Below are 22,019 nucleotides of genomic sequence, written 5' to 3'. Positions count from 1 at the left end.
CTGACCCGTCGTACCGGCCCTCGTCCGCCTGCCATCCCGGCCCGTCGTCCAGCTGCCCGCCCGGCTGCCGCCCGTACTGCTGCTGCGCCTCACCCTCCCCCGGCTGCTGACCGTACTGCTGTGCCGCGCCGTCCCCCGGTCGCCTCCCCGCCCCGTACTGCCTCCCGGGCCGGCGGCCCTGCTGCGACAGACCGTCCGGGTACTCCCCCTGCGGGCTCGGTCGGGTCAGACCCTGGTGTCCCAGCTGGGTCCCCGGCTGCTGCCGGCCCAGCGGCTGTTCCCGGCCGTCCGCCGGGCGGGGACCGTCACCGGCCTCCGGCGACGCGATGTTCCACAGCCTCTCGTCGCGGGGGGACTGCGGGCACCGTCCGGTCACGCCCCGCCGCCCGCCACTGCCCTCGGGGACACTGCCGCCGGTGAAGGCGGTCCCGACGGCCGCGATCCGTGCCGTACCGCCTTGGCGTATGTCGGTGCCGACCCCATCCTGGTCGGCCGTCGTGCCGGCGCGGTCGGACACGTCGTAGCTGTCGGGGCCGTCGGACACGTCGTAGCCGTCGGGGCCGTCGGACACGTCGTAGCTGTCGGGGCCTTCGGAGCCGTCGGGTTCGTCGGGACTGTCCGGGCCGTCGTCGCCGTCGTAGGCGCCGTAGTCGTCGGGTCGGTCGGCCGGGTCGCAGGACACCCGGGCCGTGAGCGGGCGGCCGGAACCTATGGAGCGTGCGGTGAGGCCGCCGGAGGCGGCCGGGGTTGTCACGCCCAGGGCGACCGCGGGCGGACCGACCGCACCCAGGGCGGCGCCGGCCAGAGCGGTGACGGACAGGACGCGGGCACTACGACGCATACGAACTCCTTCGGCGGGGTGTTGCGGGCACGGTCGCCGTGCCCTCGCAAGCCCATGACAGCCCGCCCGGCCCCGGCCCGCGCGCGGCCGTGCCCCATTCGCGCGACCGGAACCTCCGCGCGGGTGACGCCCGCGCACCGACGGGTCAGCGGCCCCGACGGGTCCGCTCCCCCGCCGGGGCCGCTCTGCCGCGTCCGCTATGCCGCCATGTCCCTGTGCGCCTTTGTCACCGTGTCGCCGTGTCGCTGTGTCGCTGTGCCTCTATGCGGCGTCCTTCATGACCTGGTCCCTGAGCCGGTTGCAGCAGCGGCTGATCAGGCGGGAGACGTGCATCTGGGAGATGCCGAGCCGTTCGGCGATGCTGCTCTGCGTCATGTCGTCGAAGAACCGCATGTAGAGGATGGCGCGCTCCCGCTCGGGCAGGGCCTGCAGCCGGGGCTTGACGGCCTCACGGTCGACGACGGTGTCGAGCGCCACGTCGGGCGCGCCGAGGGAGTCGCCGAGCGAGTACCCGTCCTCAGTGCCCGGCACCTCGGCGTCCAGCGACAGCGCGGTGAAGCTCTCCAGGGCCTCCAGACCCTCCCGGACGTCCTCCTCGCTCATCCCCGCGTGCTCGGCGATCTCGGGGATGGTGGGCCTGCGGCCCGAGATGGTCCCGGACAGGTCCTGGCAGGCGAACCGGACCCGGTTGCGCAGGTCCTGGACGCGGCGCGGCACGTGCAGGGTCCACATGTGGTCACGGAAGTGCCGCTTGATCTCTCCGGTGACGGTGGGGACGGCATAGCTCTCGAAGGCGTGACCGCGTTCCGGGTCGTACCGGTCGACGGCCTTGACGAGACCGAGCGCGGCGACCTGGCGCAGGTCGTCCAGGCTCTCGCCGCGGTTGCGGAACCGTACCGCGAGCCGATCGGCCATGGGCAGCCAGGCCTCGACGATCTCGTCGCGGAGCGTGTCGCGCTCAGGGCCTGCGGGGAGCGTGGCGAGCCTGCGGAAGGCCTCCGTGGTGTCGGGGGCGTCGTCGTGCGGGTGGTGCTTCACGCTCACTCGGTTGGGCATGGTGGATCGCAACTCCCTAGCTGGTGCCTTGGGTGGACGGTCAGCGTGGGAGGGCACCCCGGCCGGACGGGCACACCCGTGGCGGGTATTCGCCGCTCCCACGGACGTGCCTCCGGTCCGAAGCACTGACACAGCGCCTGCCCTGTCGCCTCCGTGGCAAACACCACGGCGTCCCGGGTCACCCGGACGGCCCCCGGGCGAGCGGCTGCCGACCGCCTGCCGGGATTCCGTGTCGATCGCGACCCACCGGGTACGCGACTGCCACCCCCGAACATCTGGAGGGAGTCATGCAGCGAGGCAGCGACCGGCTGAACGTCCACCGCGACGACGAGATGAAGCACGAACTGCAAGGACTGCTGCGGTCCGGTCACCCGACGCGGACCGAGGAGTGGCACGACCCCGAGCCGAGCGCCGACGACGATCCGGCGATCTGGGCCGGTCCGGTGGTTCCGGGCGGCGGGCGCTCGGTGGCCGACGTGCGCTACGAGTTCGCCCGGATCCTGGGGCGTACGGCCTTCCCGGCGCGCCGGGACGACCTGATCGAGGCCCTGCGCCGCAAGCACGCTCCGGACACGCTCGTCGAGACCGTGACGCGGCTTCCGCGCTCGGCACGCTACGCCAACGCCCAGCAGCTCGCCGAAGCCGTCGTGGAGGCGTGAGGCAGTGCGGTGCAGGCACGGGTCCCCGGCCGGACGAACGACCGGCGCCGGACGGGCGCCCTGAGGTCAACCCGCTTCCGTCGTGCGTGCAGTTGGCCGGGGCCGCGGTGCACGAGGCCGCGGGGCACGCGGAGGCGGAGAAAGGACAGTGGACATCATGCGTATCGCGTTCCTGACCGCGCCCGAGGGTGTGGAGCAGGTCGAACTCACCGATCCCTGGACGGCGGTGTCCCAAGCCGGACACCAGCCGGTCCTGGTCTCCACGAAGCCGGGCCACATCCAGGCGTTCAACCATCTCGACAAGGCCGACACCTTCCCGGTGGACGCCGTCGTCGGCCAGGTGGAGGCCGAGTCCTTCGACGGGCTCGTGCTGCCGGGCGGCGTGGCCAATCCGGACTTCCTGCGGATGGACGAACGGGCCGTCTCGTTCGTCCGGTCCTTCTTCCAGCAGGGCCGTCCGGTCGCGGCGATCTGCCACGCGCCCTGGATCCTGGTCGAGGCGGATGCCGTACGGGGCCGGACGCTGACGTCATGGCCGAGCCTGCGGACGGACATCACCAACGCGGGGGGCACCTGGGTGGACGAGCAGGTGCGGCTGGACCAGGGCCAGAACAAGCTGATCACCAGCCGCAAGCCGGACGACCTGAAGGCGTTCTGCGAGGCGATCCTGACGGAGTTCGGCGATTAGGAGCGGCCCGGCCGGTACCCGGGGCCGGGCCTCCGAGGGCGCATGACCCGGGGTGCGTGACGCGGGAGCCGGGCCGGCGCGGGGCGTGGGCTCACCGGGCCGGTTCGGCTCCCGTGCACGGCCCGAGGTCGGCCGCTCCCCGCTCCCGTGCCCCGTTGCGGGTCCGGCTCGCCACGACCGGGCGACGGGGATGGCGGCGCAGATACTCGCCCTCCAGTTGCGCCATGCGGTCGTTGTGCGCCCGCAGCGCGTCGTTCGAGCCGTGCAGCAGCGTGTCATGACGGGTGCGGTGGATCGTCTGCAGCTCCTTCATGAGCTGCTGGTCGGTCAGCCGGTCCGGGTCGACTCCGCTCATCGTGTCACCCCGCTCGTCGTGTTCCTCGGTGCGGTCCGGGTACCCGCCCGGAAAGGCACTACCCCGAGCAGTATCCGGGAGGGAGCCATGGATCTCGCATTCCTCCATCCACTGTACGAACATCCCGGCCCCTGGGCCTCCGTATACGTCGACACCTCCCGGCACCCCGAGTCCACCGTCCCTGAGCTCTCGCCGACCGCTCAGGCCCTCGCCCGGTGGCTGGCCGGACAGGGCGCGGACGAGCCCACGTGCCGGGCCGTGCGGGAGGCGGTCGAGGACCTGCGCCACTCGCCCGAACCGTACGGAAGGGCGATGTTCGCCCGGGCGGGGGAAGTGGTCCTGGATCCGCCCCTGCTCGCCGCCCCGCCCGGCTCCTCGGCCCACTGGACGCCGCTGCCCCACACCGCGCCGCTGCTGGAGCTGGCCGGGGAGGACCCGGTGTGCGTGGTGGCGTACATCGACCGCAAGGGCGCCGAATTCGAGCTGCGCGGGGCGCTGGGCAGCCGGGAGGCCGGACAGGTGACCGGGCAGCAGTGGCCCCTGCACCGCAGAGGCACCGCGGACTGGTCGGTGCGCCACTTCCAGCTGCGGGTGGAGAACACCTGGGAGCACAACGCGGCCGAGATCGCGGACGCGCTCGCCGTCTGCGAGGAGGAGACCCGTGCCGACCTGGTGATCCTCGTCGGAGAGCAGCACGAGCGCCATGCCGTGCGGGAGCGGCTGCCGCGACGGCTCACGACCAGGGTGGCCGAGACCTCGCACGGGGTGGGCAGCCGACTGCTCGACGAGGACGTGGAGCGGATCCGCTGCGAGCACGTCCGCCGGCGGGCGGACGAGGAGCTGGAGCGGTTCCTGGCGGCCCTGGCACCGGACGAGGAGGGACAGGCACAGGCCGTCGAGGGGGTGCCCGCGGTCGTCGAGGCGGCACGCGAACACCAGATCGACGAACTGTTGATCCGGCCGGGCGGCCCGGACACCCGTCGTGAGGTGTGGGTCGGCGAGGACCCGGACCAACTCGCGATGCGCCGCAAGGACCTGCGGTCGCTGGGTGAACGGCACGCCTGGCCGGCCCGGGCGGACGACGCCCTGGTGCGCTCCGTGGTGGAGACGCGGGCCGAAGCCGTGTCGGTGACGGCGGCGACCGCGGACGAGGCGCCGACGGGCGGCGTGGGGGCGCTGCTGCGCTGGGCCTAGGGCCTGTCGTCAAACGCGCGTCGCCGCCCGGAGGGCGGCCCTGCGCCGTCAGGTGCGTGCTCTCGGCGGGCTGGGCTCGGACCCTCGTACTGGACGTACTCGGGTTCGAGCCCAGCCCGCCGCGAGTGCGTGCGTCGCGGGGCGGGCGGGAGCTTGACGACAGGCCCAGGCCGCACGAACTCCCACGCGTACTCGCCAACGCCCGCTCCCCCGCGCGCAGGCCCTACCGCGCCCGCTCCACCCGTCGTTCGTCCCACACCGGCTCCGGGGTCTCGCGGAGCCGGCCGTCGCTGCCGAAGACCAGATAGCGGTCGAACGAGCGCGCGAACCAACGGTCGTGGGTCACCGCGAGGACCGTGCCCTCGAATCCGTCCAGGCCCTTCTGGAGCGCCTCGGCGGACTCCAGGTCCAGGTTGTCCGTCGGCTCGTCGAGCAGCAGGGCGGTCACCCCCTGAAGTTCCAGCAGCAGGATCTGGAAACGGGCCTGCTGTCCGCCGGACAGCCGGTCGAAGGTCTGCTCGGCCTGTGCGGTCAGCTCGTAGCGGCGCAGCCGGGACATGGCCGCTCCCCGGTCCTGGGAGTGTTCCCGCCACAGGATGTCCAGGAGCGTACGGCCCTCCAGCTCGGGGTGCGCGTGCGTCTGGGCGAAGTGCCCGGGCACGACGCGCGCCCCGAGCCGCCACTGCCCCGCATGGGCCACGTCGCCGCCCGCGAGAAGCCGCAGGAAGTGCGACTTCCCGGAGCCGTTGGAGCCGAGGACCGCGACCCGTTCGCCGTAGAAGACCTCCAGGTCGAAGGGCTTCATGAGGCCCGTCAGTTCCAGGGCCTCGCAGGTGACGGCCCGGACGCCGGTCCGGCCGCCCTTCAGCCGCATTCTGATGTCCTGCTCGCGCGGCGGCTCGGGCGGCGGCCCGGCCTCCTCGAACTTCCGCAGCCGGGTCTGGGCGGCCTGGTAGCGGGAGGCCAGCTCATGGCTGACGGTCGCGGCCTGGCGCAGATTCAGGACCAGCTTCTTCAGCTGCGCGTGCTTCTCGTCCCAGCGTCTGCGCAACTCCTCGAAGCGGGCGAAGCGTTCACGCCGGGCCTCGTCGTACGTGGCGAAACCGCCGCCGTGCAGCCAGGCGTCGGCGCCGGCGGGACCCGGTTCCAGCGACACGATCCGCTGTGCGGCGCGGGCCAGCAGTTCCCGGTCGTGGGAGACGAACAGGACGGTCTTGCGGGTCTCGGCGAGCCGCTCCTCCAGCCATCGCTTCCCGGGTACGTCGAGGTAGTTGTCGGGCTCGTCGAGGAGCAGGACCTCGTCGGTACCGCGCAGCAGCGCTTCCAGCACGAGCCGTTTCTGCTCGCCGCCGGACAGGGTGCGGACCTGCCGCCACTGGGCCTTCTCGTACGGGATGCCGAGCGCTGCCATGGTGCACATGTCCCACAGCGTCTCCGACTCGTAACCGCGCACCTCGGCCCAGTCGGCGAGGGCCTGCGCGTACCGGAGCTGGGCGGCCTCGTCGTCGACGGTCATCACGGCGTGCTCGGCGGCGTCCACCGCGCGGGCGGCCTCGCGGATACGGGGCGGAGCGACCGAGACCAGCAGGTCCCGTACGGTCGTCTCGTCCCGTACGGACCCCACGAACTGGCGCATCACACCGAGCCCGCCGCTGGTGGTGACGGTCCCGCCGTGCGGCTTCAGCTCACCGGACAGCAGCCGCAGCAACGTGGTCTTGCCGGCCCCGTTGGGCCCGACGAGCGCGACGACGGCGCCTTCGCCGACCCGGAAGGAGACATCGCCGAGCAGTGCCCTCCCGTCCGGAAGGTGGTACTCGAGGTGTGCGGCTTCCAGATGACCCATGCGGCGCATTCTGGGCGGCCACGCCGGGACGGGGCAAGCGGATATCGGCCGGCGCCCTGCCCTGGTCGGCGCCTTCCCCGCTGCCCTGGTCGCCGTCTCTCCCGTCGCCCCGCACGGTTCGGCCCTCCGGGGGTATCCGCGCCCCATGACCCCAGATGTCGACCTCACCACCCGCCCGCCGGGCCCGCATCCGTTCCGTGACCGTCTCCTCGCCCTGGACTGCCGGCTGTTCGAGTCCGTCGCCGCCCGGCACTGGCCCGGCGCCGACCCCCTGCTCCCCCGGCTGAGCCGCGCCGCCAACCACGGTGTCCTGTGGTTCGCCACGGCCGCGGCCCTCGCCGCCACCCGGAGCCCCCGCGCCCGCCGGGCCGCCGCCCGCGGGGTCGCCTCGCTCGCGCTCGCCTCGGCCGCCATCAACACCGTCGGCAAGCGCTCGGTCCGTCGCCCCCGGCCCGTCCTGGACCCGGTACCGGCCGTCCGCCGGCTCAAGCGCCAGCCGATCACCACGTCGTTCCCGTCGGGCCACGCCGCCTCGGCCGCCGCCTTCGCCGCGGGTGTCGCCCTGGAGTCGCGCGGCTGGGGCGCCGCGGTCGCGCCGCTCGCCGGCGCTGTCGCCCTCTCCCGTGTCTACACCGGCGTCCACTTCCCGAGCGACGTCCTCGCGGGTGCGGCGCTGGGCATGACCGCCGCCTACGCCGTACGGGGCCTCGTGCCGACCCGCGATCCGGTGCCGCCCGGCCGCCCCAGCGCGAACGCGCCCGCGTTGCCGGACGGGGCGGGGCTGGTGGTCGTGGTGAACAAGGGCTCGGGAACTCCGGACCGCGTCCACGCCCTGCAGGACGCCCTTCCGGCCGCGGAGACGGTGGAGTGCGAGCCGGCCGATGTGCGCGCCGGGTTGGAGAAGGCGGCCGCCCGGGCCCGTGTCCTCGGGGTGTGCGGCGGCGACGGCACGGTGAACGCGGCCGCCGAGGTCGCCCTGCGCCATGGCCTTCCGCTCGCGGTCCTGCCCGGCGGCACACTCAACCACTTCGCGCTCGACCTCGGTATCGAGGAGGTCCCTGACGTGGTGCGGGCGCTCCGGCAGGGGGACGCGGTCCGCGTGGACGTGGGACGGTTCTCCTCCGGCGGGACCCGGGGTTGTTTCCTCAACACCTTCAGCCTGGGGGTCTACCCGGAACTGGTGCGTCAGCGGGAGCGCTGGTCACCGCGGATCGGCGGCTGGCCGGCCGGCGTCCTCGCGGCGCTGCGGGTCCTGCGCGGCGACCACCGCCCCCTGCGCGTCGAACTGGGCGGCCGGACCCATCCGTTGTGGCTGCTGTTCGCGGGCAACGGCACCTACCACCGCAGGGGTCTCGCCCCCGGCCGCCGTCACGACCTGGCCGACGGGAAGCTGGACGTGCGGGTGGTGCACGGCGGGCGCCGTCCCGCCACCCGGCTGCTGACGGCCGCGTTCGCGGGCCCGTTGTCCCGCTCCCCCGCACACTCGGCGGTCCGGGTGCGGCGTCTGCGCCTGGACGGCGTCGCCCCGGGCACCCTGCTCGCCTACGACGGTGAAGTCGCGGAGGCGGCGGGGACGGTGACGCTCGAGAAGCTCCCCGAGGCGCTGACCGTCTACCGCCCGCTCCCCCTCCGCTGACCTGCCGGCCCACCACTACCATCCATATAGCAAGACACGGATCTCATTATTCGGCATGAGCGCCTACCGTGATGTGTGCCGGTGGCCCATCGCTCCGCGGCGACGACCGTGGCGCGGTGGGCCGTCGGCACCAGGGGACCACGAGGAGAAGAGGACAGGCATGCCGAAGGAGACGGCCGTCTACACGCACGGCCACCACGAGTCCGTGCTGCGCTCGCACACCTGGCGGACCGCCGCCAACTCCGCGGCGTACCTGCTCGACTCGCTCAAGCCGCACATGCGGATCCTGGACATCGGCTGCGGCCCGGGCACCATCACCGCGGACCTGGCGGAGCTGGTCCCGGACGGCCGTGTCACCGGCGTCGACCACGCCCCGCGGATCCTGGGGCAGGCCCGGGCCACGGCCGCCGCCCGAAGCCTCACCAATGTCGACTTCGCGGTCGCGGACGTGCACGCCCTGGACTACCCGGACGACACCTTCTGTGTGGTCCACGCACACCAGGTGCTCCAGCACGTGGGCGACCCGGTGCAAGCGCTGCGCGAGATGCACCGGGTCACCCGTCCGGGCGGTTTCATCGCCGTACGCGACGCCGACTACGCGGCGATGACCTGGTACCCGGCATCCGAGGGCCTCGACGACTGGCTGGACCTGTACCGGCGGGTCGCCCGCGCCAACGGGGGCGAGCCCGACGCCGGGCGGCGGCTGCGCTCCTGGGCGTTGCAGGCCGGCCTCAGGGACATCACGGCGACCTCCGGCACCTGGACCTTCGCCACACCGCAGGAGCGGGCCTGGTGGAGCGGGCTGTGGGCGGACCGCACCCTCGCCTCCGCCTACGCCGACCGCGCCACCGAGGGTGGTCACGCGACCGGCGAGCGGCTGACGGGCATCTCCGAGGCCTGGCGGGAATGGGGTCGGCACGAGGACGGCTGGTTCGCGGTACTGCACGGGGAAATTCTGTGCCGAAAGGACGTCTGATTCCCGGATTTCAGGAAACCCGGTCAGCAGGAGGTTACACTATGGTTCCCGTTCTACTGGTTCTTCTGCTGGCACTGATTCTCTTCGGCGTCGGATTCGCAGTCAAAGTCCTGTGGTGGATCGCGCTTGCGGTGCTCGTGATCTGGCTTCTGGGATTCCTGGTGCGCGGTACCACCGCGGCCGGTGGCAGGAGTCGATGGTATCGATGGTGACCGGCCGGAACAGAAGATCCGTCCGTCACCGGATCGCCGGGTGACATTCCGGCGATCAATCCCGGGGAAGCAGTGTCCCCAGCGGCCCGAGGTCCAGATTGAGGTCCTCGGGCCGCAGCCCGTACCGCTCCCGGAGTTCGGTCATCCGGTCCTCCAGGAGCATCAAGGTGAGCCCGATGCGCTCCTCCTGCTCCTCGCTCAGCTCCCCGGTGTCGAACCGGCGCACCGCCTGCCGCTCCATGAGCTGGCGAAGCAGTTCGACGACGGTCAGCACGAGTTTGACCAGGTCCCGCTCCACCGTGTCGGGGTCGAGGTCGAGTCGGTTCTGTCGCTGGGTCACGGTTCCTCCACCCACGGCACGGACACCTGTTCGCCGACCGAACTGATCAGCGCGTTCAGATCGATACGGACGAGGTCGACGTCCGCGATACGCAGAGTGAGGTCGCCCGTGACGACCACCCCGCCGGCCAGCAGCCGGTCCAGGAGGTCGACCAGGGCGATCTGACGGTGTTCGAGAGCGGTCACGACCGGCTCCGTCCGTCGACGCCGCTGAAGGAGTACGCGGCCCAGGGCCCCGTCAGTTCCACACGGACACCGGGAATTCCGCTCTCTTCGCGCTGCACTCTTTCCACGAACGCCTCCGAGGCCGAACGCGGCACCAGATAAGCCGCGTTGAGCACGTTACGGCCGGTCGCTCCGGAAAGCGCGGAATTCTGCGGGGAATGGAGCAGGGAGTCCTCGGCACACCCGGAAAGGGTGTCGTGCAGCCGGCGCGCAAACCGCTCGGTGTTTTCCCGCATTTCGTCCTGAGCGTGGCGCTGCACACGCCGGCGGCGCAGGTAATCGCGGCCCGAGGCGGCTTTACGGGGCTCCAGGGTCTCCCGCGGGTCCTCCCGTTCCCTCCGTTCCGTCTCCGCGTACACCTTGACACCCCATTCCACCCGCCCGTCGAGCCGGTCCAGCGCACGGTGGAAGTCGTCCTCGCGTTCCTCCAGCATCGCGCGTACGCCGCTGTCGTCCCGGAACACGGTGGCGAGCCGCAGCGGCAGGGGGGTCGTGACGGAGGTGAGCGCGTCGATGACACCCTGGTGCGCGCGGGCGGTGGCGGTGAGCCAGTCCAGGTCCTCCAGACGGGCCCTGAGCGGTCCCTCGGCGAAGTCGTCCTCCGGGACCGTGCTGACGACGGCGATCAGGCCCCCGTGGCGCAGCTGCCGGGGCGGCACCCCCGCGACGCCCGCCGGGACGTCCTCGGCCGACGCGTCGAAGGGGCGGCAGACGGCGTACACATACCGCAGTCCGGTCATGATCCCTCCTCCTCGGCGCGCGTCTCCTCCAGAGCGGCCAACTGGGAGCGCAGCTCGGCGTTCTCCCGCGCGAGTTCCCTGTGCCGTGCGCCGGAGGACAGCGCCGGGTCGTTCTCCCACCAGTCGATGCCCATCTCCTTGGCCCGATCGACGGAGGCGACGACCAGGCGGAGCTTGATGGTGAGCAGTTCGATGTCCAGCAGGTTGATCCGGATGTCACCCGCGATCACGACGCCCTTGTCGAGGACGCGTTCGAGGATGTCGGCCAGGTTGGCACCGCCGTCGCGCGACGCGTAGGGATCGGGCAGTCGTCCGGGTGTGGTCATGAGCGGCCCCCTTCCCGCGGGTCCTCAGGGTCCTCCGGGTCCTCCAGCTCTTCTGAGTCCTCCGGTCCCTCGTCCACGAACTCCGCGTCCACCAGGTCCTCCGGATCCTCGTCCGCGAACTCCGCGTCCACGGCGTCCTCCAGACGCTCCAGCAGATATGCCTCCGCGTCCTCCACGCCCTCGAAGTCCTCTACGCCATCCAGTTCCTCCACCTCGGCCGCGCCGTCCATGTACTCGTCCACGGAGCGCGCGCGGGCGCCGCTCCGGGCGACATGGCGGCCGACGGCCAGGGCGAGCCTGGCGAAGCCGGGACTGTTGCCGTCGGCGACGTCCTGGAGTCTCAGACTGAGTCCGCCGAGCCTGCGGCCCACGGCGGCGAACAGGGGCCGGGCCCGCACCACCGCATACGCCCACGCCTCCGCCTTGAGCCGCTGAACGGCCGGGTCGGTGGTGGTCGCCGGGGTGCGGGCCGGCAGGAGCTGCCTCGACCTGCCGCTTCTGCGCCCGAGGGCGTAGGCGATGCCCAGGGCAAGGCCGAGTTCCAGTCGGTTCATGGCGCCGTACCGCCCGCTGTACCGGGGCCGCCGCGCTCCATGCCGATCTGCAGCCGGTCCAGGAGCTCATCCTCCAGCCGGTCGAACTCCTGGGCGTCGATCTCGCCCGACTCCAGTCGCTCCTCCAGGCGGGCCAGTTCGGCTCGTACGGCGGCCGGGTCGTAGTACTGGCGCTCGGCCTCCGCGAGCACCTGTCTCACCGCCCAGAAGCTACCGCGCACAGGTGCGAACGGCAGCAGCAGCACCTCTCCGATCAGCCCCATGGCTCACTCCGCGTCCGTCGCGACGGCGGGCTCGGCCGGCCCGGGCTCCACGAAGCTGTACGGCGGCAGTGGGCCGTTGACCCGCACATCAAGGTGCGGGTGGGCCTTGCGGACCTCCTCGACGGCGTTCAGGAACGCGGCGGAGGTGTCGCGGTCCACCAGGAACGACACATTGGCCAGCCATCCCGTGGACTCGGGACCCACACTCACTGCCTCGGCGACGGGCTCCAGGGCGCCCTGCACCTGAGCGGCGTCCTCGCCCTCACGGCCCTGCACCGCGGCCGCCACCATCTCGCCCAGCCGCAGCCGGTCCTCGTAACTGCCGCCGCCGGCCGCGCGGTTGGCCTCAGCCAGGGTGCGGATGTCCTGGTTCTCGGACATCACCCGGTGCAGCACGGCCTCCTGGTCATGGCTGGCCTTGACGTTGTACTCGACCTTTCCGGCCAGTGTGTCCAGCCGCTCCAGGTAGTGCTCCACGCGCTGCTCGAGGACGTCGGTGACGGCGTCGTCGTCCGCCGCGACACTGCCGAACCGCATGGGCAGCACGGATCCGCCCGCCGCCGCCTCGTTCAGCACGCTCTGGTGGGCGAGCAGATCACGGCGCTTGGGGCGCAGTCCCTCGGGCGCGTCGCTGACGATCGCCGCCAGCTCGCCCCGGGTCAGAATGCGTACGGGACAGGCCGGTTCGCCGACCCCGCCCATGCCGCCGGGGAGCGAAGGGTGAGAGACCGCGGCGATGCCGTAGACATAGGTGCTCACTCCTGCTCCTCCTTCTTCTCCCGCGCGGCGGTGGACTTACGGGTCCGCGCCCGCGGCTGTCCCTCTTCGCGGGCCTGGCGGAAGGCGTCGGATATGGTCTCCGCGGCGCCGGAGAGCGCCCCCTTGGACTTGCCGCGCGCACCGGACTCCGTGATGTCGCCGACCAGGTCGGGCAGTCCGGGACTCTTGTGCGGGCCGGACTCCAGGTCGAGCCGGTTGCACGCCTCGGCGAAGCGCAGATAGGTGTCGACGCTGGCGACGACGACCCGTACGTCGATCTTCAGGATCTCGATGCCGACGAGGGAGACGCGGACGAACGCGTCGATGACCAGCCCTCGGTCGAGCACGAGTTCCAGGACGTCGTACAGGCCGCTGCTGCCGCCTCCTCCGGTCTGCTGTGCCGGGACAACGGTCATGGCGAACGGACCTCCTTACGGTCTCGGGATCAGGAACAGGAATGGGAACGGTTGGTACGAGTCGTACGAGTGCTACGGGTACAGCCGGGAGATGTGGGGCGGCGGTCCGTCAGGCACGGCCGCCCGTCCGGGCGTCGGCCCTCCCGCGCTCATAGCGGCGTACGCGCCGATAGCCGGTGAGCTCACCGTCCGTGGCGAGGTCCACCTCATAGCTCGCGAGCAGGCTCATGGTGTCGGGAACCCTGGCGAGTTCCAGGACCTCGATCTGCAGGGTCCAGCCGTCCTCGGTGCGTTCGAAGGACGAGACGGACTCGGCGGCCAGGCCCGTGAGCTCCGTGAACTGGGCGCGCGCCTGACGCAGCACCTCCATGGTGCCGGGTCGGCCGCCCGCCCGGGCGTTGTCGTCGGAAGAGTCGTGGTTCTTTGGTGTACGTGATGTGTTCGTCATGGCCACCTCTCCCCCCGTGTGGCCGCAACGGCGTTGGCCAAACCTGTGGGTCCCGGGTTCAGCCACGCAGGGACCTGAGCCGCCGACGCGCGGGGCCGGGGGAGCGTCCCCGGCGCGGCACGTCCGCTCAGGGATCGGTGCGGGCCTGGTCCGCCGCGTCGGCGATGGTCCGGCGACGCTCATGGACGTCGGGGTCGTCCCACTGCTCCCAGGTCAGGGGCGTGGCGACTGGGGCGCCGGGCAGGGCGCGGACGTCAGAGGGGCGACCGCGGTCTGCGCCTGGGCGTTGCGCTGCACGTCGAGGTAGAGGCGGTCACCGCCGTCCTTCTTGCGGGCGGCGGTGGTGGTGAGGCGGTCGGAGTGGGCGGTGGGGAGAGCCTCGGACGGTCCTTGGCGAACTCGATTGCCTCGTCGAATTCCTGGGCGCCGTCGAGCGGCACGACGATGTGCAGTCCGCGCGAACCGGTGGTCATCAGGCCCGAGGACAGCGGGTGCCGCCGACACCGTCCGGGTGCCGTTCCAGCATCAGGGGCCGCCCGCGCGGATGGGGCTGCATACGGGGGCGCCGGAGCGGTAGTGGTCGACGAGGTCGGCCTTCGTGTGCTCCGCGCCGCCCCCGTCGCCGGGGAACAGCACCTTGCCCGGGCGGTGGGCCTCCGGGATGCGGCGGCCCGCCCGCACGGTCCGCGTGGCGGTCATCGCGCTCCTTCGGTCACGGCACCACCGCGTGTTCCACCAGCAGCCGGGCCGCGGCGGCGATCGACTCCGCGTCGATGCCCGCGGCGTGCAGCTGCTCGGCGGGCGTCGCCGAGCCGGGCATCGTACGGACCGCGAGACGCACCAGACGCGGTACGGGCCGCCCGTCGACGAAGGCGTCCAGGACCGCGTCGCCGAGGCCGCCCTCCTCCCGGTGGTCCTCGACGGTCAGCAGGCATCCGGTGCGTTCGGCGGCCTCGCGCAGGGTGGCACGGTCGACGGGCTTGACGGAGTACAGATCGACGACCCGTACCCGGATGCCCTGCTCGGCGAGGGCGTCGGCGGCCTTGAGCGCCTCGTGGACGGTGACTCCCGCGGCCACCACGGTGAGCCGGTCCTCGGCGCTCGCGCGCAGCACCTTGCTGCCGCCGACCGGGAACTCCTCGGTGGGGCCGTAGATGACCGGGGTCTTCCCGCGGGAGGTGCGCAGATAGCGGATGCCCTCGCAGCCGGCCATGGCGGCGACCAGCTTGGCCGTCTGGTTGGCGTCGCACGGGTACAGGACGGTCGAGTCGTACACCGAGCGGAACATCGCGAGGTCCTCCAGGCCCATCTGCGAGGGCCCGTCCTCACCGATGGCGCAACCGGCGTGCGATCCCACGAGGTTGATGTCGGAGCCGCTGATCGAGGCCATCCGGATGAAGTCGTGGGCGCGGGTGAGGAACGCGGCGAACGTCGCTGCGTACGGCATCCAGTCGCGCGCGGCCATGCCGACGGCGGCGGCGACCATCTGCTGTTCGGCGATGTAGCACTCGAAGTAGCGGTCGGGGTGTTCCTTGGCGAAGTACTCGGTGCGCGTGGAGTCGCCGACCTCGCCGTCCAGGGCGACCACGTCGCCGCGTGCGCTGCCGAGCGCGGCGAGGGCCTGGCCGTAGGCGTCCCGGGTGGGCACCTCGTCGCCGACGTCGTAGCGCGGCAGATCCAGATGGCCGCCCTGGACGGCGTGCAGCATCCGGGCGGCGGGCGGCGGCTGGACCTCGATGAGCAGGTTCCGTACGCCGCCGAGTTCCTCGATCGCCTCCTCCGCGTCCGGCAGCGGCTTGCCGTGCAGGCCCTCGCGGTTCTCGACGGCGGCGACGCCCTTGCCCTTGAGGGTGCGGGCGATGATCACGGTGGGCTGTCCCGCGGTGGACTCAGCCTCGGCGTAGGCGCGGTCGATGGCCTCGACATCGTGCCCGTCGACCTCGATGGTGTGCCAGTCGAAGGCCTTGAAACGGCGTGCGTAGGCGTCGAGGTCGTGTCCGTGACGGGTGGGGCCGCGCTGGCCCAGCCGGTTGACGTCGACGATCGCGATCAGGTTGTCGAGATGCTCGTAGCCGGCGTGCTCGGCGGCCTCCCACACGGATCCCTCGGCCAGTTCGCTGTCCCCGCACAGCACCCAGACCCGGTATCCGGTGTGGTCGAGCCGCTTCCCGGCCAGGGCGATACCGACGCCGACGGGCAGCCCCTGGCCGAGGGAGCCGGTGGCCGTCTCGACCCAGGGCAGCCGACGGGGCGTGGGGTGCCCTTCGAGCCGGCTGCCGAGCTTGCGGAAGGTCAGCAGTTCGGTCTCGTTGATGGCCCCGGCGGCCCGGTACGCGGCGTACAGCAAGGGCGAGGCGTGCCCCTTGGAGAGGATGAACCGGTCGTTGCCGGGATGGGCGGGGCGTTCGAAGTCGTAGCGGAAGTGCTTGGCCAGCAGAACCGCCATGAGGTCGGCGGCGGACATCGAGGAGGTCGGGTGTCCGGAGTTGGCCGCCGCGGCGGCGCGGACGCTGTCGACGCGCAGTTGCTGGGCCAGTTCTGTGAGCTGACGGGTATTCAGTTCGGTCAGCTGGCGGGTGTTCATGAGTCATCCTCCGTACCGGACTTTTCGGGACCTGCCGGCACTCGAGCCAGTTCGGGCGACGCGGTGTCGAGCGGCACGTTCCAGGAGCGGACGAGCCCCAACTGGACTTCCTGGCGCGGCAGTACGGTGTCCATGAGCCAGTCGGCGGCGACCCGGACGCGGTTGCCGGGCATCGCCGCCAGGTGGTATCCCCGGGTGACGGCGGCCGCGAGCGGCCCGGACAGGGGCACGCCGAGCGGGTTGGCGGCGGCCTGGGCTCCGCCCAGGTCCACGACGAACCCCAGGTCGCGGTGGTGGTAGGGGCGCGGGCCGCCGAGGCCCAGCGAGGCGGCGACGTTGACGGCGGCGACCTTTCCCTGCCGCCAGGCGTGCTGCGCCGTCATCGGCGTGTACTGGCCGGGGTTGGCGAGATCGGGCACGGCGGCCGCGTCCCCGCAGGCGAACACGTCGGGGTGGCCCGGCATCCGCAGATAGGGGTCGACCAGCAGCCGGCCGCGCTCCAGGGGCCGTCCGAGGCTCTCGACGAGCGGATCGGGCCGTACGCCGACGCACCAGACCAGGGAGCGGGTGTCGACGAACTCCCCGTCGGTGAGCAGGACTCCGTCGCGGGTCGCCTCCTTCACGGAGACTCCCATCCGCACATCCACGCCGCGTCGGCGCAGGCTTCGGTCGGCGGTGCGGGAGAGCCGTTCGTCCATCTCGGGCAGCACACGGGGCGCGATGTCCAGCAGCAGCCAGCGTGGCCGCATGCCCGCGCGCAGCGGCTGCTTGCGCACCATCGCGTCGGTGAACATCTTGCCCTGCGCGGCGACCTCCGTCCCGGTGTAGCCGGCGCCGACCACCACGAAGGTGCAGCGGGAGGCGCAGTGCTTGGGGTCGTCCGACGCGGTGGCCAGCTCCATCTGGCGGGTCACGTGGTCGCGCAGATAGAGGGCCTCGGGCAGACCCCGGAAGCCGTGGGCGTTCTCGGCGACACCGGGGATGGGCAGCAGTTTGTTGACACTGCCGACGGCGAGCACCAGCCGGTCGTAGCCGAGGGTGCCGCCCTGCCCCTCGGGGTCGGTGTAGTGCACGGTGCGCGCGTCGAGATCGATGCCGTCGGCCTCGCCGAGCACCAGCCGGACGTGGCGCAGGGTGCCGGAGAGGGAGACGGCGACATGGCGCGGCTCCAGGATGCCCGCGGCGACCTGGGGCAGCAGGGGCAGATACAGAAAGTAGTCGGTCGGGTTCAGCAGGGTGATCTGGGCCCGGTTGCGGGTCAGCCGGGAGAGGGTTCGGGCCGTCCGGTAGCCGGCGAATCCGGCACCGACGATGAGGATGCGAGGTCGACTCACGTTTCGCCTCCGGCGAGGTCGCGCGTACGTCGTCTGCCTGCCGGGCGCACGAATGCCACCCGTGGAGACCTTCCGCGTTTCCCGGGCCGGGGCCCCCAAACCCGGCAGTCCCGGGCGTTTCGCCCCGGCCCTCGCGGATTCCGGCGCGGCACGCCTCGTTTCCGGGGGGTGCGGGCTCCAGCCCCAGCGGGTCGAAAGAGCCGGTCGGGGCGAAGTCCCGGTCGGGGCGAAGTCCCGGTCGGGGCCGATACGGCGAGCGGGGTCAGGTGCGGCGGCGCAGTGCCCCGGCCGTCACGGCGGCGCCCAGGCTTCCGGCCAGCAGGCCGGCGCCGATCCTCGCCCGGTTGCGGGAGAGCCATTCCTCGCCGCTGGCGGGCAGGGACTCCGCGTCGAAGCGCCCGTGCGCCCCGAAGTCGTGGCCGTGCGGGCCGTCCGCGGGAGCCCACAGGTTCCCCGCCCCGTCGTGCTCCGCTCCGGGCCGGCGCTCGTCCTGCCGTGTGTCCTGCTGAGCGCCCTGGGGCTCGTCCTGCTGTGCGTCGAACCCGGTGCGTGCGAGGTAGCGGTCCAGCAGCCCGGGAGCCACCGCGTTGGCGAGCAGTGTGGCCACCGTCGATCCGCCGACCCAGTACTCCCGGCGCCTGGGGTGCCCGGCCGCGTGCACGATCGCGCGTGCCGCCACCTCCGGCTGGTAGACCGGCGCCACCGGCCTGGCCCGCCGCGGCATCCGGCTCAGCACCCAGTCGAACTGCGGGGTGTTCATGGCCGGCAGTTGCACCATCGTGGTCCGGACCCGCGACCGCTCGTGCAGCAGCTCGCATCGCAAGGACTCGTTGAACCCCTGGATGGCGTGCTTGGCGCCGCAGTACGCCGACTGCAGGGGAATCCCCCGGTACGCCAGCGCCGAGCCGACCTGGACGATCGCCCCGTGGTTCGCGGGCAGCATGTGCCGCAGGGCGGCCCGGGTGCCGAACACACAGCCGAGGTAGGTCACTTCGGTGACCCGGCGGAACTCCTCCGGCGCGACATCCGTGAACCGGGCGAAGACGCCGGCGAACGCGTTGTTGACCCAGACGTCGATGCGCCCGAACTCGTCGGCGACCTGCTGCGCGGCGTCCTCGACGGCTCTCGCGTCCGCGACGTCGACGGGCACGACGAGCGCCTCGCCGCCGGCGCGTCGCACCTCGTCCGCGGTCGCCGCGAGGCCCGCGCGGCCCCGGGCGAGCAGGGCGACCCGGTCGCCCCGGGCGGCGAAGGCCACGGCCGTGGCCCGGCCCACGCCACCGCTCGCCCCGGTGACCACGACTGCCCTGCGGTGCCTGGTCAAGGCCTCTGGCCATGGCCTGCTCATCGCTCACCGGATCCGGCGGTGGGATGCGCCGGGGTCCTCCCCCGGCACGGCCGGATCCGGGATGCCCGGCGTCTGCGTACCCATGCCCGGCGTCCCGGGTGCGGGGGGCGGCATCGGCGGGTACGGCATACCGGGCCCACCGGGCGGCGCGTCGCCGAGGAGCCGGCCCTGGGCGCCGTGGGCTCCGGCTGCGTGGTGACCGCTGCCGGAGCGTGCGGCGCCGCGCAGCAGGTAGGCGGCCACGCCCAGCGCCGCCGCCATGATCAGCGCGGCGGCCCAGCCGGGCAGGCCGAGAGCCAGGGCCAGGCCCGCGGCGAGCGCCAGCGCGGCACCCGCGTACAGACCGACGGCGCCGGACGCGGCGTACAGCGCGGCCGTACGGCGCTGCTTGCGCGTCTGCTCGCGCAGCTCGTCGCGCACGGCCTCACGGGCCACCTGCGCCAGCTCGTCGACCAGCTGTTTGTCCAGATGTTCCAGATGATCCAAGGGCTTCATGTCGGCCGGGTACCCGGGCCCGGGCGCGCATAACGCCCCGCGCCGGGCGCGCACGCCCCCTGCTCCGGGGAAGAGAGGCCGGGATCCGGCGGAAACGATCTCCTGGCCCGGACGGCCCCAACTAGGCTCGTGCGCATGGAGATTCTGGGAGCCTCGCTGCGTATCTGCGTCGACGATCTGGAGAGCGCGGTCCATTTCTACGAACGTCTGACGGGCACCAGAGCCCTCCGCTTCGAGCGCGGCGGTGTTCAGGTGGCCGCGGTCGGCTGCTTCCTGCTGATGAGCGGCCCCGCGACCGAACTGGAACTGTTGCGCAAGGTGGCCGCGACGATCGCCGTCGAGGACGTCGACGAGGCCCACCGCGTGCTGACCGAACTCGGCGCCCGGGTCGTCGCCGGCCCGATCCCCACCCCGGTGGGCCGCAATCTGATCGCGGCGCATCCGGACGGGGCGGTCTACGAGTACGTGGACCGCCGGCCGCCCGCGTAGCGGCTCACGTCGCGGGCCGCATCCGGAAGTCGTAGTGCGCCGGCAGCGGCTCGTCGGTGATCCGGGCCCACAGCTCGTCGATCGTTCCGGCGCCCTCCCGCAGGTCCGCGACCTCGAATCCGTCGTCGAAGACGGCCCGCGCCGCCTCGCGGTCGCCCTCGGCGAGCAGCAGCCGGGCCTCGGTCAGCCGGAAGCGGCCGCGCTCACGCGTCACGGGGTGGAGGCGATACCACACGGACCGTGCGTCCTCGGTGCGGCCCACGGCCAGCAGTGCGTCGAGCGCCTCCCGGCCGAGCGCCGCGGTGACGGACGTCCAGGTCTCGCCGTCGTCGCGCCGCTCCCGGCACAGGTCGTCGAAGGCCTCGGCGTACCGGTCGGCGGCGCGCTCATGATGGCCGGCCTCCTGATCGGCCACCGCGAGACAGCGCAGCAACGGCCACTGGGACGGGGCGAGCGGCAGCGCGCGCTCCCAACTGCGCACCGCCTGCGCGCGGTCGCCCGCATGCCACTGGGCGACCCCGAGGTGATACTCCGTCAGCGGACGTGCGGGCGCGGTCTCCAGCATGTCCCGCCAGTGCGGCGCCACCAGCGTCCCACCCGGCGGTCCGACCCTCCGCGGCTCGGGGAGGGAACCCGACCGCAGCAGCTCCAGCCAGGGCGCCTGCGCGTCGCCGAGCGTCGCCTCCTCGAACGGGGTGCCCGGCAACTTGTCGCCCGTGCGCAGCACTTCGAGCGCGCCCCAGCCCGAGCCGACGGCGAGCACCTCACCGGGTTCGGTGTCGGCGCAGGGCCGCCACGCGGCGTAGGCGGCCTCGACGCGCTCGCGCGGCAGACAGGCTTCCAGGCGCTCCTCGGCCGCGCGTACGACACCGGCCCACTCCCCCTCGCGCTCGGCGCTCAGCGGCCCGTACGCCTCCAGCCAGGCCACTTCGCTCTCCGCCTCCAGGCGCACGTGTTCCAGCTGGGTGCGGGCGAGCCCGGCCTGGATCTCGCAGTAGCCGCCGGTACCCGGTTCGGTGAGCCACCGCTGCCAACGGCGCCCGCCGGTGCCCGTGCCCCAGACGAACAGCTTCCGGCCGCGCAGCACATCGGTCGACGTCTGCACCAGTCCTTCGCCGTCCTCGCCGAGCGCGGCGATCCAGCGGCGCCGTCCGTCGGGCACCTCGTAGAAGTAGTCGGCGGGATGGACGCTGTGCGCGGGGTAGGTGCGGTCCACCCCGTCGTACGACGGCACCGGCACCCGGCGCAGCCTGCGTTCGTAGCCGAAGTGGTAGGCCTCCTCGGCCGGTGCGAGCACCCGGCACTCCTCGGGTACGGCGATGTTGGACCACCAGTACAGCGGCGCCGGCCGGTCGTGCGGATTGCGGATCCGGACGCCGACGTACAGGAAGTCGGAACCTTCCGGCAGCCACAGGTCGACCTGGAAGGGCAGGTCGCGCAGGCGCTCCCACTCCCACAGCCGCAGCATCTCCCCGCCGTCGGGCGCGGTGACACGGGCCGCGTGCAGGGGCGAGCAGGACAGGGTGGTGTGGCCGGTGGCGCCGATGTTCCACTCGATGCCACCGGAGAACCAGGCACCGTTGAGCGCGAAGCAGGCCGGCTGGAACACCGGGTTGCGGTAGAGGAGTTCACGGCCGGTCGGCTTGTGGAACAGCGAGGCGACGCGTCCGCCGAGGCCGGGCAGGACGGTGGCGCGCAGCCGGTCGTTCTCTATCACGAGGGCGTCGAGCTCCCGGGGTGCGCGCTCTCTGCCGTAGCCGTCCCGGACCCGCGCGGGCAGCAGGCTGCGCAGCGGCTCGTAGCCGATCTGGCGGGCCATGTCGCGCGGCAGGTCGTCCCTGTCCCGGTCGTCGATACGGTGCATCTCGTCGAGCGGCCGCAGCGGGGGAAGCGGGTTGTCCGGCCCCAGCTCCGCGGCGGGCAGTGTCACTGCGTCACGTCGGATCGTCGTCACGATCGCCATGGAACCCGGCAGCCGAGGAGCTGACCAGGGGCTCTGCCGGTCAGGATTCCGCAAAAGCGGCCTCGCCCACGCCCCGGCTCCGGCGAGAGCGACGCTGACACCGCGCCCATCGCCCTCCTCGCGAGGCGGGCGCGCTGCCTAGAAGACTCATGAAGATCTTGGGGTTCTGGCCCCGCCGCGTGAGCGGCGGGGCCAGACTCGTTTTGTGGTGATGGGGGAATGGGCCGGGGAGACGGTCGGGCCGGATGTGTGGGAGATGTGCCGGGAGTTGATCCC

General features: G+C 72.5%; 25 protein-coding genes and 1 pseudogene. 7 read left to right on the top strand and 19 right to left on the bottom strand.

All coding sequences use genetic code 11. From position 1 onward, the window contains the following. On the bottom strand, positions 1–841 hold an 841-nt coding region (locus ACFY2Z_RS24170; RefSeq protein WP_390746179.1), incomplete at its 3' end, for a hypothetical protein. A gap of 261 nt (positions 842–1,102) precedes the next feature. Next, complete coding sequence (locus ACFY2Z_RS24165; protein ID WP_390746178.1) at positions 1,103–1,897, bottom strand: RNA polymerase sigma factor SigF; 795 nt, start codon at positions 1,895–1,897, stop codon at positions 1,103–1,105. Positions 1,898–2,184: 287 nt separating this feature from the next. Between ACFY2Z_RS24165 and ACFY2Z_RS24160 the strand changes: the two genes are divergently transcribed. Both ACFY2Z_RS24160 and ACFY2Z_RS24155 read left to right on the top strand, forming a co-directional pair. Continuing rightward, complete coding sequence (locus tag ACFY2Z_RS24160) at positions 2,185–2,556, top strand: DUF2795 domain-containing protein (RefSeq protein WP_390746177.1); 372 nt, start codon at positions 2,185–2,187, stop codon at positions 2,554–2,556. A gap of 157 nt (positions 2,557–2,713) precedes the next feature. Beyond that, a complete protein-coding gene (locus tag ACFY2Z_RS24155) occupies positions 2,714–3,244 on the top strand; it encodes a type 1 glutamine amidotransferase domain-containing protein (protein ID WP_390746176.1) in 531 nt (176 codons plus the stop codon). Between the two features lie 91 nt (positions 3,245–3,335). On the opposite strand, the gene ACFY2Z_RS24150 is transcribed toward ACFY2Z_RS24155, so the two are convergent. Further along, complete coding sequence (locus ACFY2Z_RS24150; RefSeq protein WP_390746175.1) at positions 3,336–3,599, bottom strand: DUF6158 family protein; 264 nt, start codon at positions 3,597–3,599, stop codon at positions 3,336–3,338. An 87-nt stretch (positions 3,600–3,686) separates the two neighbouring features. Between ACFY2Z_RS24150 and ACFY2Z_RS24145 the strand changes: the two genes are divergently transcribed. After that, on the top strand, positions 3,687–4,793 hold the full coding sequence (locus ACFY2Z_RS24145; protein WP_390746174.1) for a Vms1/Ankzf1 family peptidyl-tRNA hydrolase: 1,107 nt from the start codon (positions 3,687–3,689) through the stop codon (positions 4,791–4,793). Positions 4,794–5,016: 223 nt separating this feature from the next. Here ACFY2Z_RS24145 and ACFY2Z_RS24140 read toward each other — a convergent pair whose 3' ends face one another. Next, on the bottom strand, positions 5,017–6,636 hold the full coding sequence (locus ACFY2Z_RS24140) for an ABC-F family ATP-binding cassette domain-containing protein (protein WP_390746173.1): 1,620 nt from the start codon (positions 6,634–6,636) through the stop codon (positions 5,017–5,019). A gap of 145 nt (positions 6,637–6,781) precedes the next feature. Between ACFY2Z_RS24140 and ACFY2Z_RS24135 the strand changes: the two genes are divergently transcribed. The 3 genes from ACFY2Z_RS24135 to ACFY2Z_RS24125 all read left to right on the top strand — a co-directional run bounded on the left by ACFY2Z_RS24135 (position 6,782) and on the right by ACFY2Z_RS24125 (position 9,460). Then, a complete protein-coding gene (locus tag ACFY2Z_RS24135; RefSeq protein WP_390746172.1) occupies positions 6,782–8,272 on the top strand; it encodes a bifunctional phosphatase PAP2/diacylglycerol kinase family protein in 1,491 nt (496 codons plus the stop codon). A gap of 160 nt (positions 8,273–8,432) precedes the next feature. Continuing rightward, on the top strand, positions 8,433–9,248 hold the full coding sequence (locus tag ACFY2Z_RS24130) for a class I SAM-dependent methyltransferase (protein WP_390746171.1): 816 nt from the start codon (positions 8,433–8,435) through the stop codon (positions 9,246–9,248). 41 nt (positions 9,249–9,289) lie between these two features. Continuing rightward, a complete protein-coding gene (locus ACFY2Z_RS24125; protein WP_365163100.1) occupies positions 9,290–9,460 on the top strand; it encodes a hydrophobic protein in 171 nt (56 codons plus the stop codon). 55 nt (positions 9,461–9,515) lie between these two features. On the opposite strand, the gene ACFY2Z_RS24120 is transcribed toward ACFY2Z_RS24125, so the two are convergent. The 14 genes and pseudogenes from ACFY2Z_RS24120 to ACFY2Z_RS24055 form a co-directional block, all read right to left on the bottom strand. Beyond that, positions 9,516–9,800 carry a gas vesicle protein K gene (locus ACFY2Z_RS24120; RefSeq protein WP_311693546.1) on the bottom strand — a complete coding sequence of 95 codons (285 nt, stop codon included), beginning with the start codon at positions 9,798–9,800 and terminating at the stop codon, positions 9,516–9,518. Further along, positions 9,797–9,985 (bottom strand): gas vesicle protein, encoded by a 189-nt coding sequence (locus tag ACFY2Z_RS24115; protein WP_390746170.1) that lies wholly within the window; start codon positions 9,983–9,985, stop codon positions 9,797–9,799. Before ACFY2Z_RS24115 ends, ACFY2Z_RS24120 begins: the two co-directional genes overlap by 4 nt. Then, the gene (locus ACFY2Z_RS24110; RefSeq protein ID WP_390746169.1) at positions 9,982–10,764 is read right to left on the bottom strand and encodes a GvpL/GvpF family gas vesicle protein; all 783 of its coding nucleotides are present in this window, start codon (positions 10,762–10,764) and stop codon (positions 9,982–9,984) included. Before ACFY2Z_RS24110 ends, ACFY2Z_RS24115 begins: the two co-directional genes overlap by 4 nt. After that, on the bottom strand, positions 10,761–11,090 hold the full coding sequence (locus tag ACFY2Z_RS24105) for a gas vesicle protein (RefSeq protein WP_390746168.1): 330 nt from the start codon (positions 11,088–11,090) through the stop codon (positions 10,761–10,763). The genes ACFY2Z_RS24110 and ACFY2Z_RS24105 overlap by 4 nt, the downstream gene beginning before the upstream one ends. Continuing rightward, entirely contained in the window at positions 11,087–11,644 is a 558-nt protein-coding gene (locus ACFY2Z_RS24100; protein WP_390746167.1) for a hypothetical protein, read from the bottom strand. The genes ACFY2Z_RS24105 and ACFY2Z_RS24100 overlap by 4 nt, the downstream gene beginning before the upstream one ends. After that, the gene (locus ACFY2Z_RS24095) at positions 11,641–11,907 is read right to left on the bottom strand and encodes a gas vesicle protein GvpG (protein ID WP_390746166.1); all 267 of its coding nucleotides are present in this window, start codon (positions 11,905–11,907) and stop codon (positions 11,641–11,643) included. Before ACFY2Z_RS24095 ends, ACFY2Z_RS24100 begins: the two co-directional genes overlap by 4 nt. Before the next feature lie 3 nt (positions 11,908–11,910). Then, positions 11,911–12,666 carry a GvpL/GvpF family gas vesicle protein gene (locus ACFY2Z_RS24090; RefSeq protein WP_390746165.1) on the bottom strand — a complete coding sequence of 252 codons (756 nt, stop codon included), beginning with the start codon at positions 12,664–12,666 and terminating at the stop codon, positions 11,911–11,913. Continuing rightward, positions 12,663–13,082: a gas vesicle structural protein GvpA gene (locus tag ACFY2Z_RS24085; protein WP_355911774.1), complete on the bottom strand. Its 420-nt coding sequence runs from the start codon at positions 13,080–13,082 to the stop codon at positions 12,663–12,665. Before ACFY2Z_RS24085 ends, ACFY2Z_RS24090 begins: the two co-directional genes overlap by 4 nt. A gap of 109 nt (positions 13,083–13,191) precedes the next feature. After that, a complete protein-coding gene (locus ACFY2Z_RS24080) occupies positions 13,192–13,530 on the bottom strand; it encodes a gas vesicle protein (RefSeq protein WP_390746164.1) in 339 nt (112 codons plus the stop codon). A 58-nt stretch (positions 13,531–13,588) separates the two neighbouring features. Then, positions 13,589–14,229 (bottom strand): annotated as a pseudogene (locus ACFY2Z_RS24075) (hypothetical protein). A gap of 13 nt (positions 14,230–14,242) precedes the next feature. Next, on the bottom strand, positions 14,243–16,114 hold the full coding sequence (locus ACFY2Z_RS24070; protein WP_390746163.1) for a transketolase: 1,872 nt from the start codon (positions 16,112–16,114) through the stop codon (positions 14,243–14,245). Beyond that, positions 16,111–17,448, bottom strand: a complete 1,338-nt coding sequence (locus tag ACFY2Z_RS24065) for an NAD(P)/FAD-dependent oxidoreductase (RefSeq protein WP_390746162.1) — start codon at positions 17,446–17,448, stop codon at positions 16,111–16,113. The genes ACFY2Z_RS24070 and ACFY2Z_RS24065 overlap by 4 nt, the downstream gene beginning before the upstream one ends. A 262-nt stretch (positions 17,449–17,710) precedes the next feature. Continuing rightward, entirely contained in the window at positions 17,711–18,796 is a 1,086-nt protein-coding gene (locus ACFY2Z_RS24060; protein WP_390746161.1) for an SDR family oxidoreductase, read from the bottom strand. A 3-nt stretch (positions 18,797–18,799) separates the two neighbouring features. Continuing rightward, complete coding sequence (locus ACFY2Z_RS24055) at positions 18,800–19,291, bottom strand: phage holin family protein (RefSeq protein ID WP_390746160.1); 492 nt, start codon at positions 19,289–19,291, stop codon at positions 18,800–18,802. 135 nt (positions 19,292–19,426) lie between these two features. On the opposite strand from ACFY2Z_RS24055, the gene ACFY2Z_RS24050 reads away from it, so the two are divergent. Further along, the gene (locus ACFY2Z_RS24050; RefSeq protein ID WP_390746159.1) at positions 19,427–19,780 is read left to right on the top strand and encodes a VOC family protein; all 354 of its coding nucleotides are present in this window, start codon (positions 19,427–19,429) and stop codon (positions 19,778–19,780) included. 4 nt (positions 19,781–19,784) lie between these two features. On the opposite strand, the gene ACFY2Z_RS24045 is transcribed toward ACFY2Z_RS24050, so the two are convergent. Beyond that, positions 19,785–21,743, bottom strand: coding sequence for a DUF5107 domain-containing protein (locus tag ACFY2Z_RS24045; RefSeq protein WP_390746158.1), 1,959 nt, complete (start codon positions 21,741–21,743; stop codon positions 19,785–19,787). Positions 21,744–22,019: the final 276 nt, after the last annotated feature.

Origin of the sequence: Streptomyces sp. NPDC001222 (assembly GCF_042896945.1) — a bacterium.
Classification (GTDB): domain Bacteria; phylum Actinomycetota; class Actinomycetes; order Streptomycetales; family Streptomycetaceae; genus Streptomyces; species Streptomyces gibsoniae.
The sequence above is the reverse complement of the archived record's forward strand: the minus strand, read 5'-3'. Positions and strand labels throughout refer to the sequence as shown.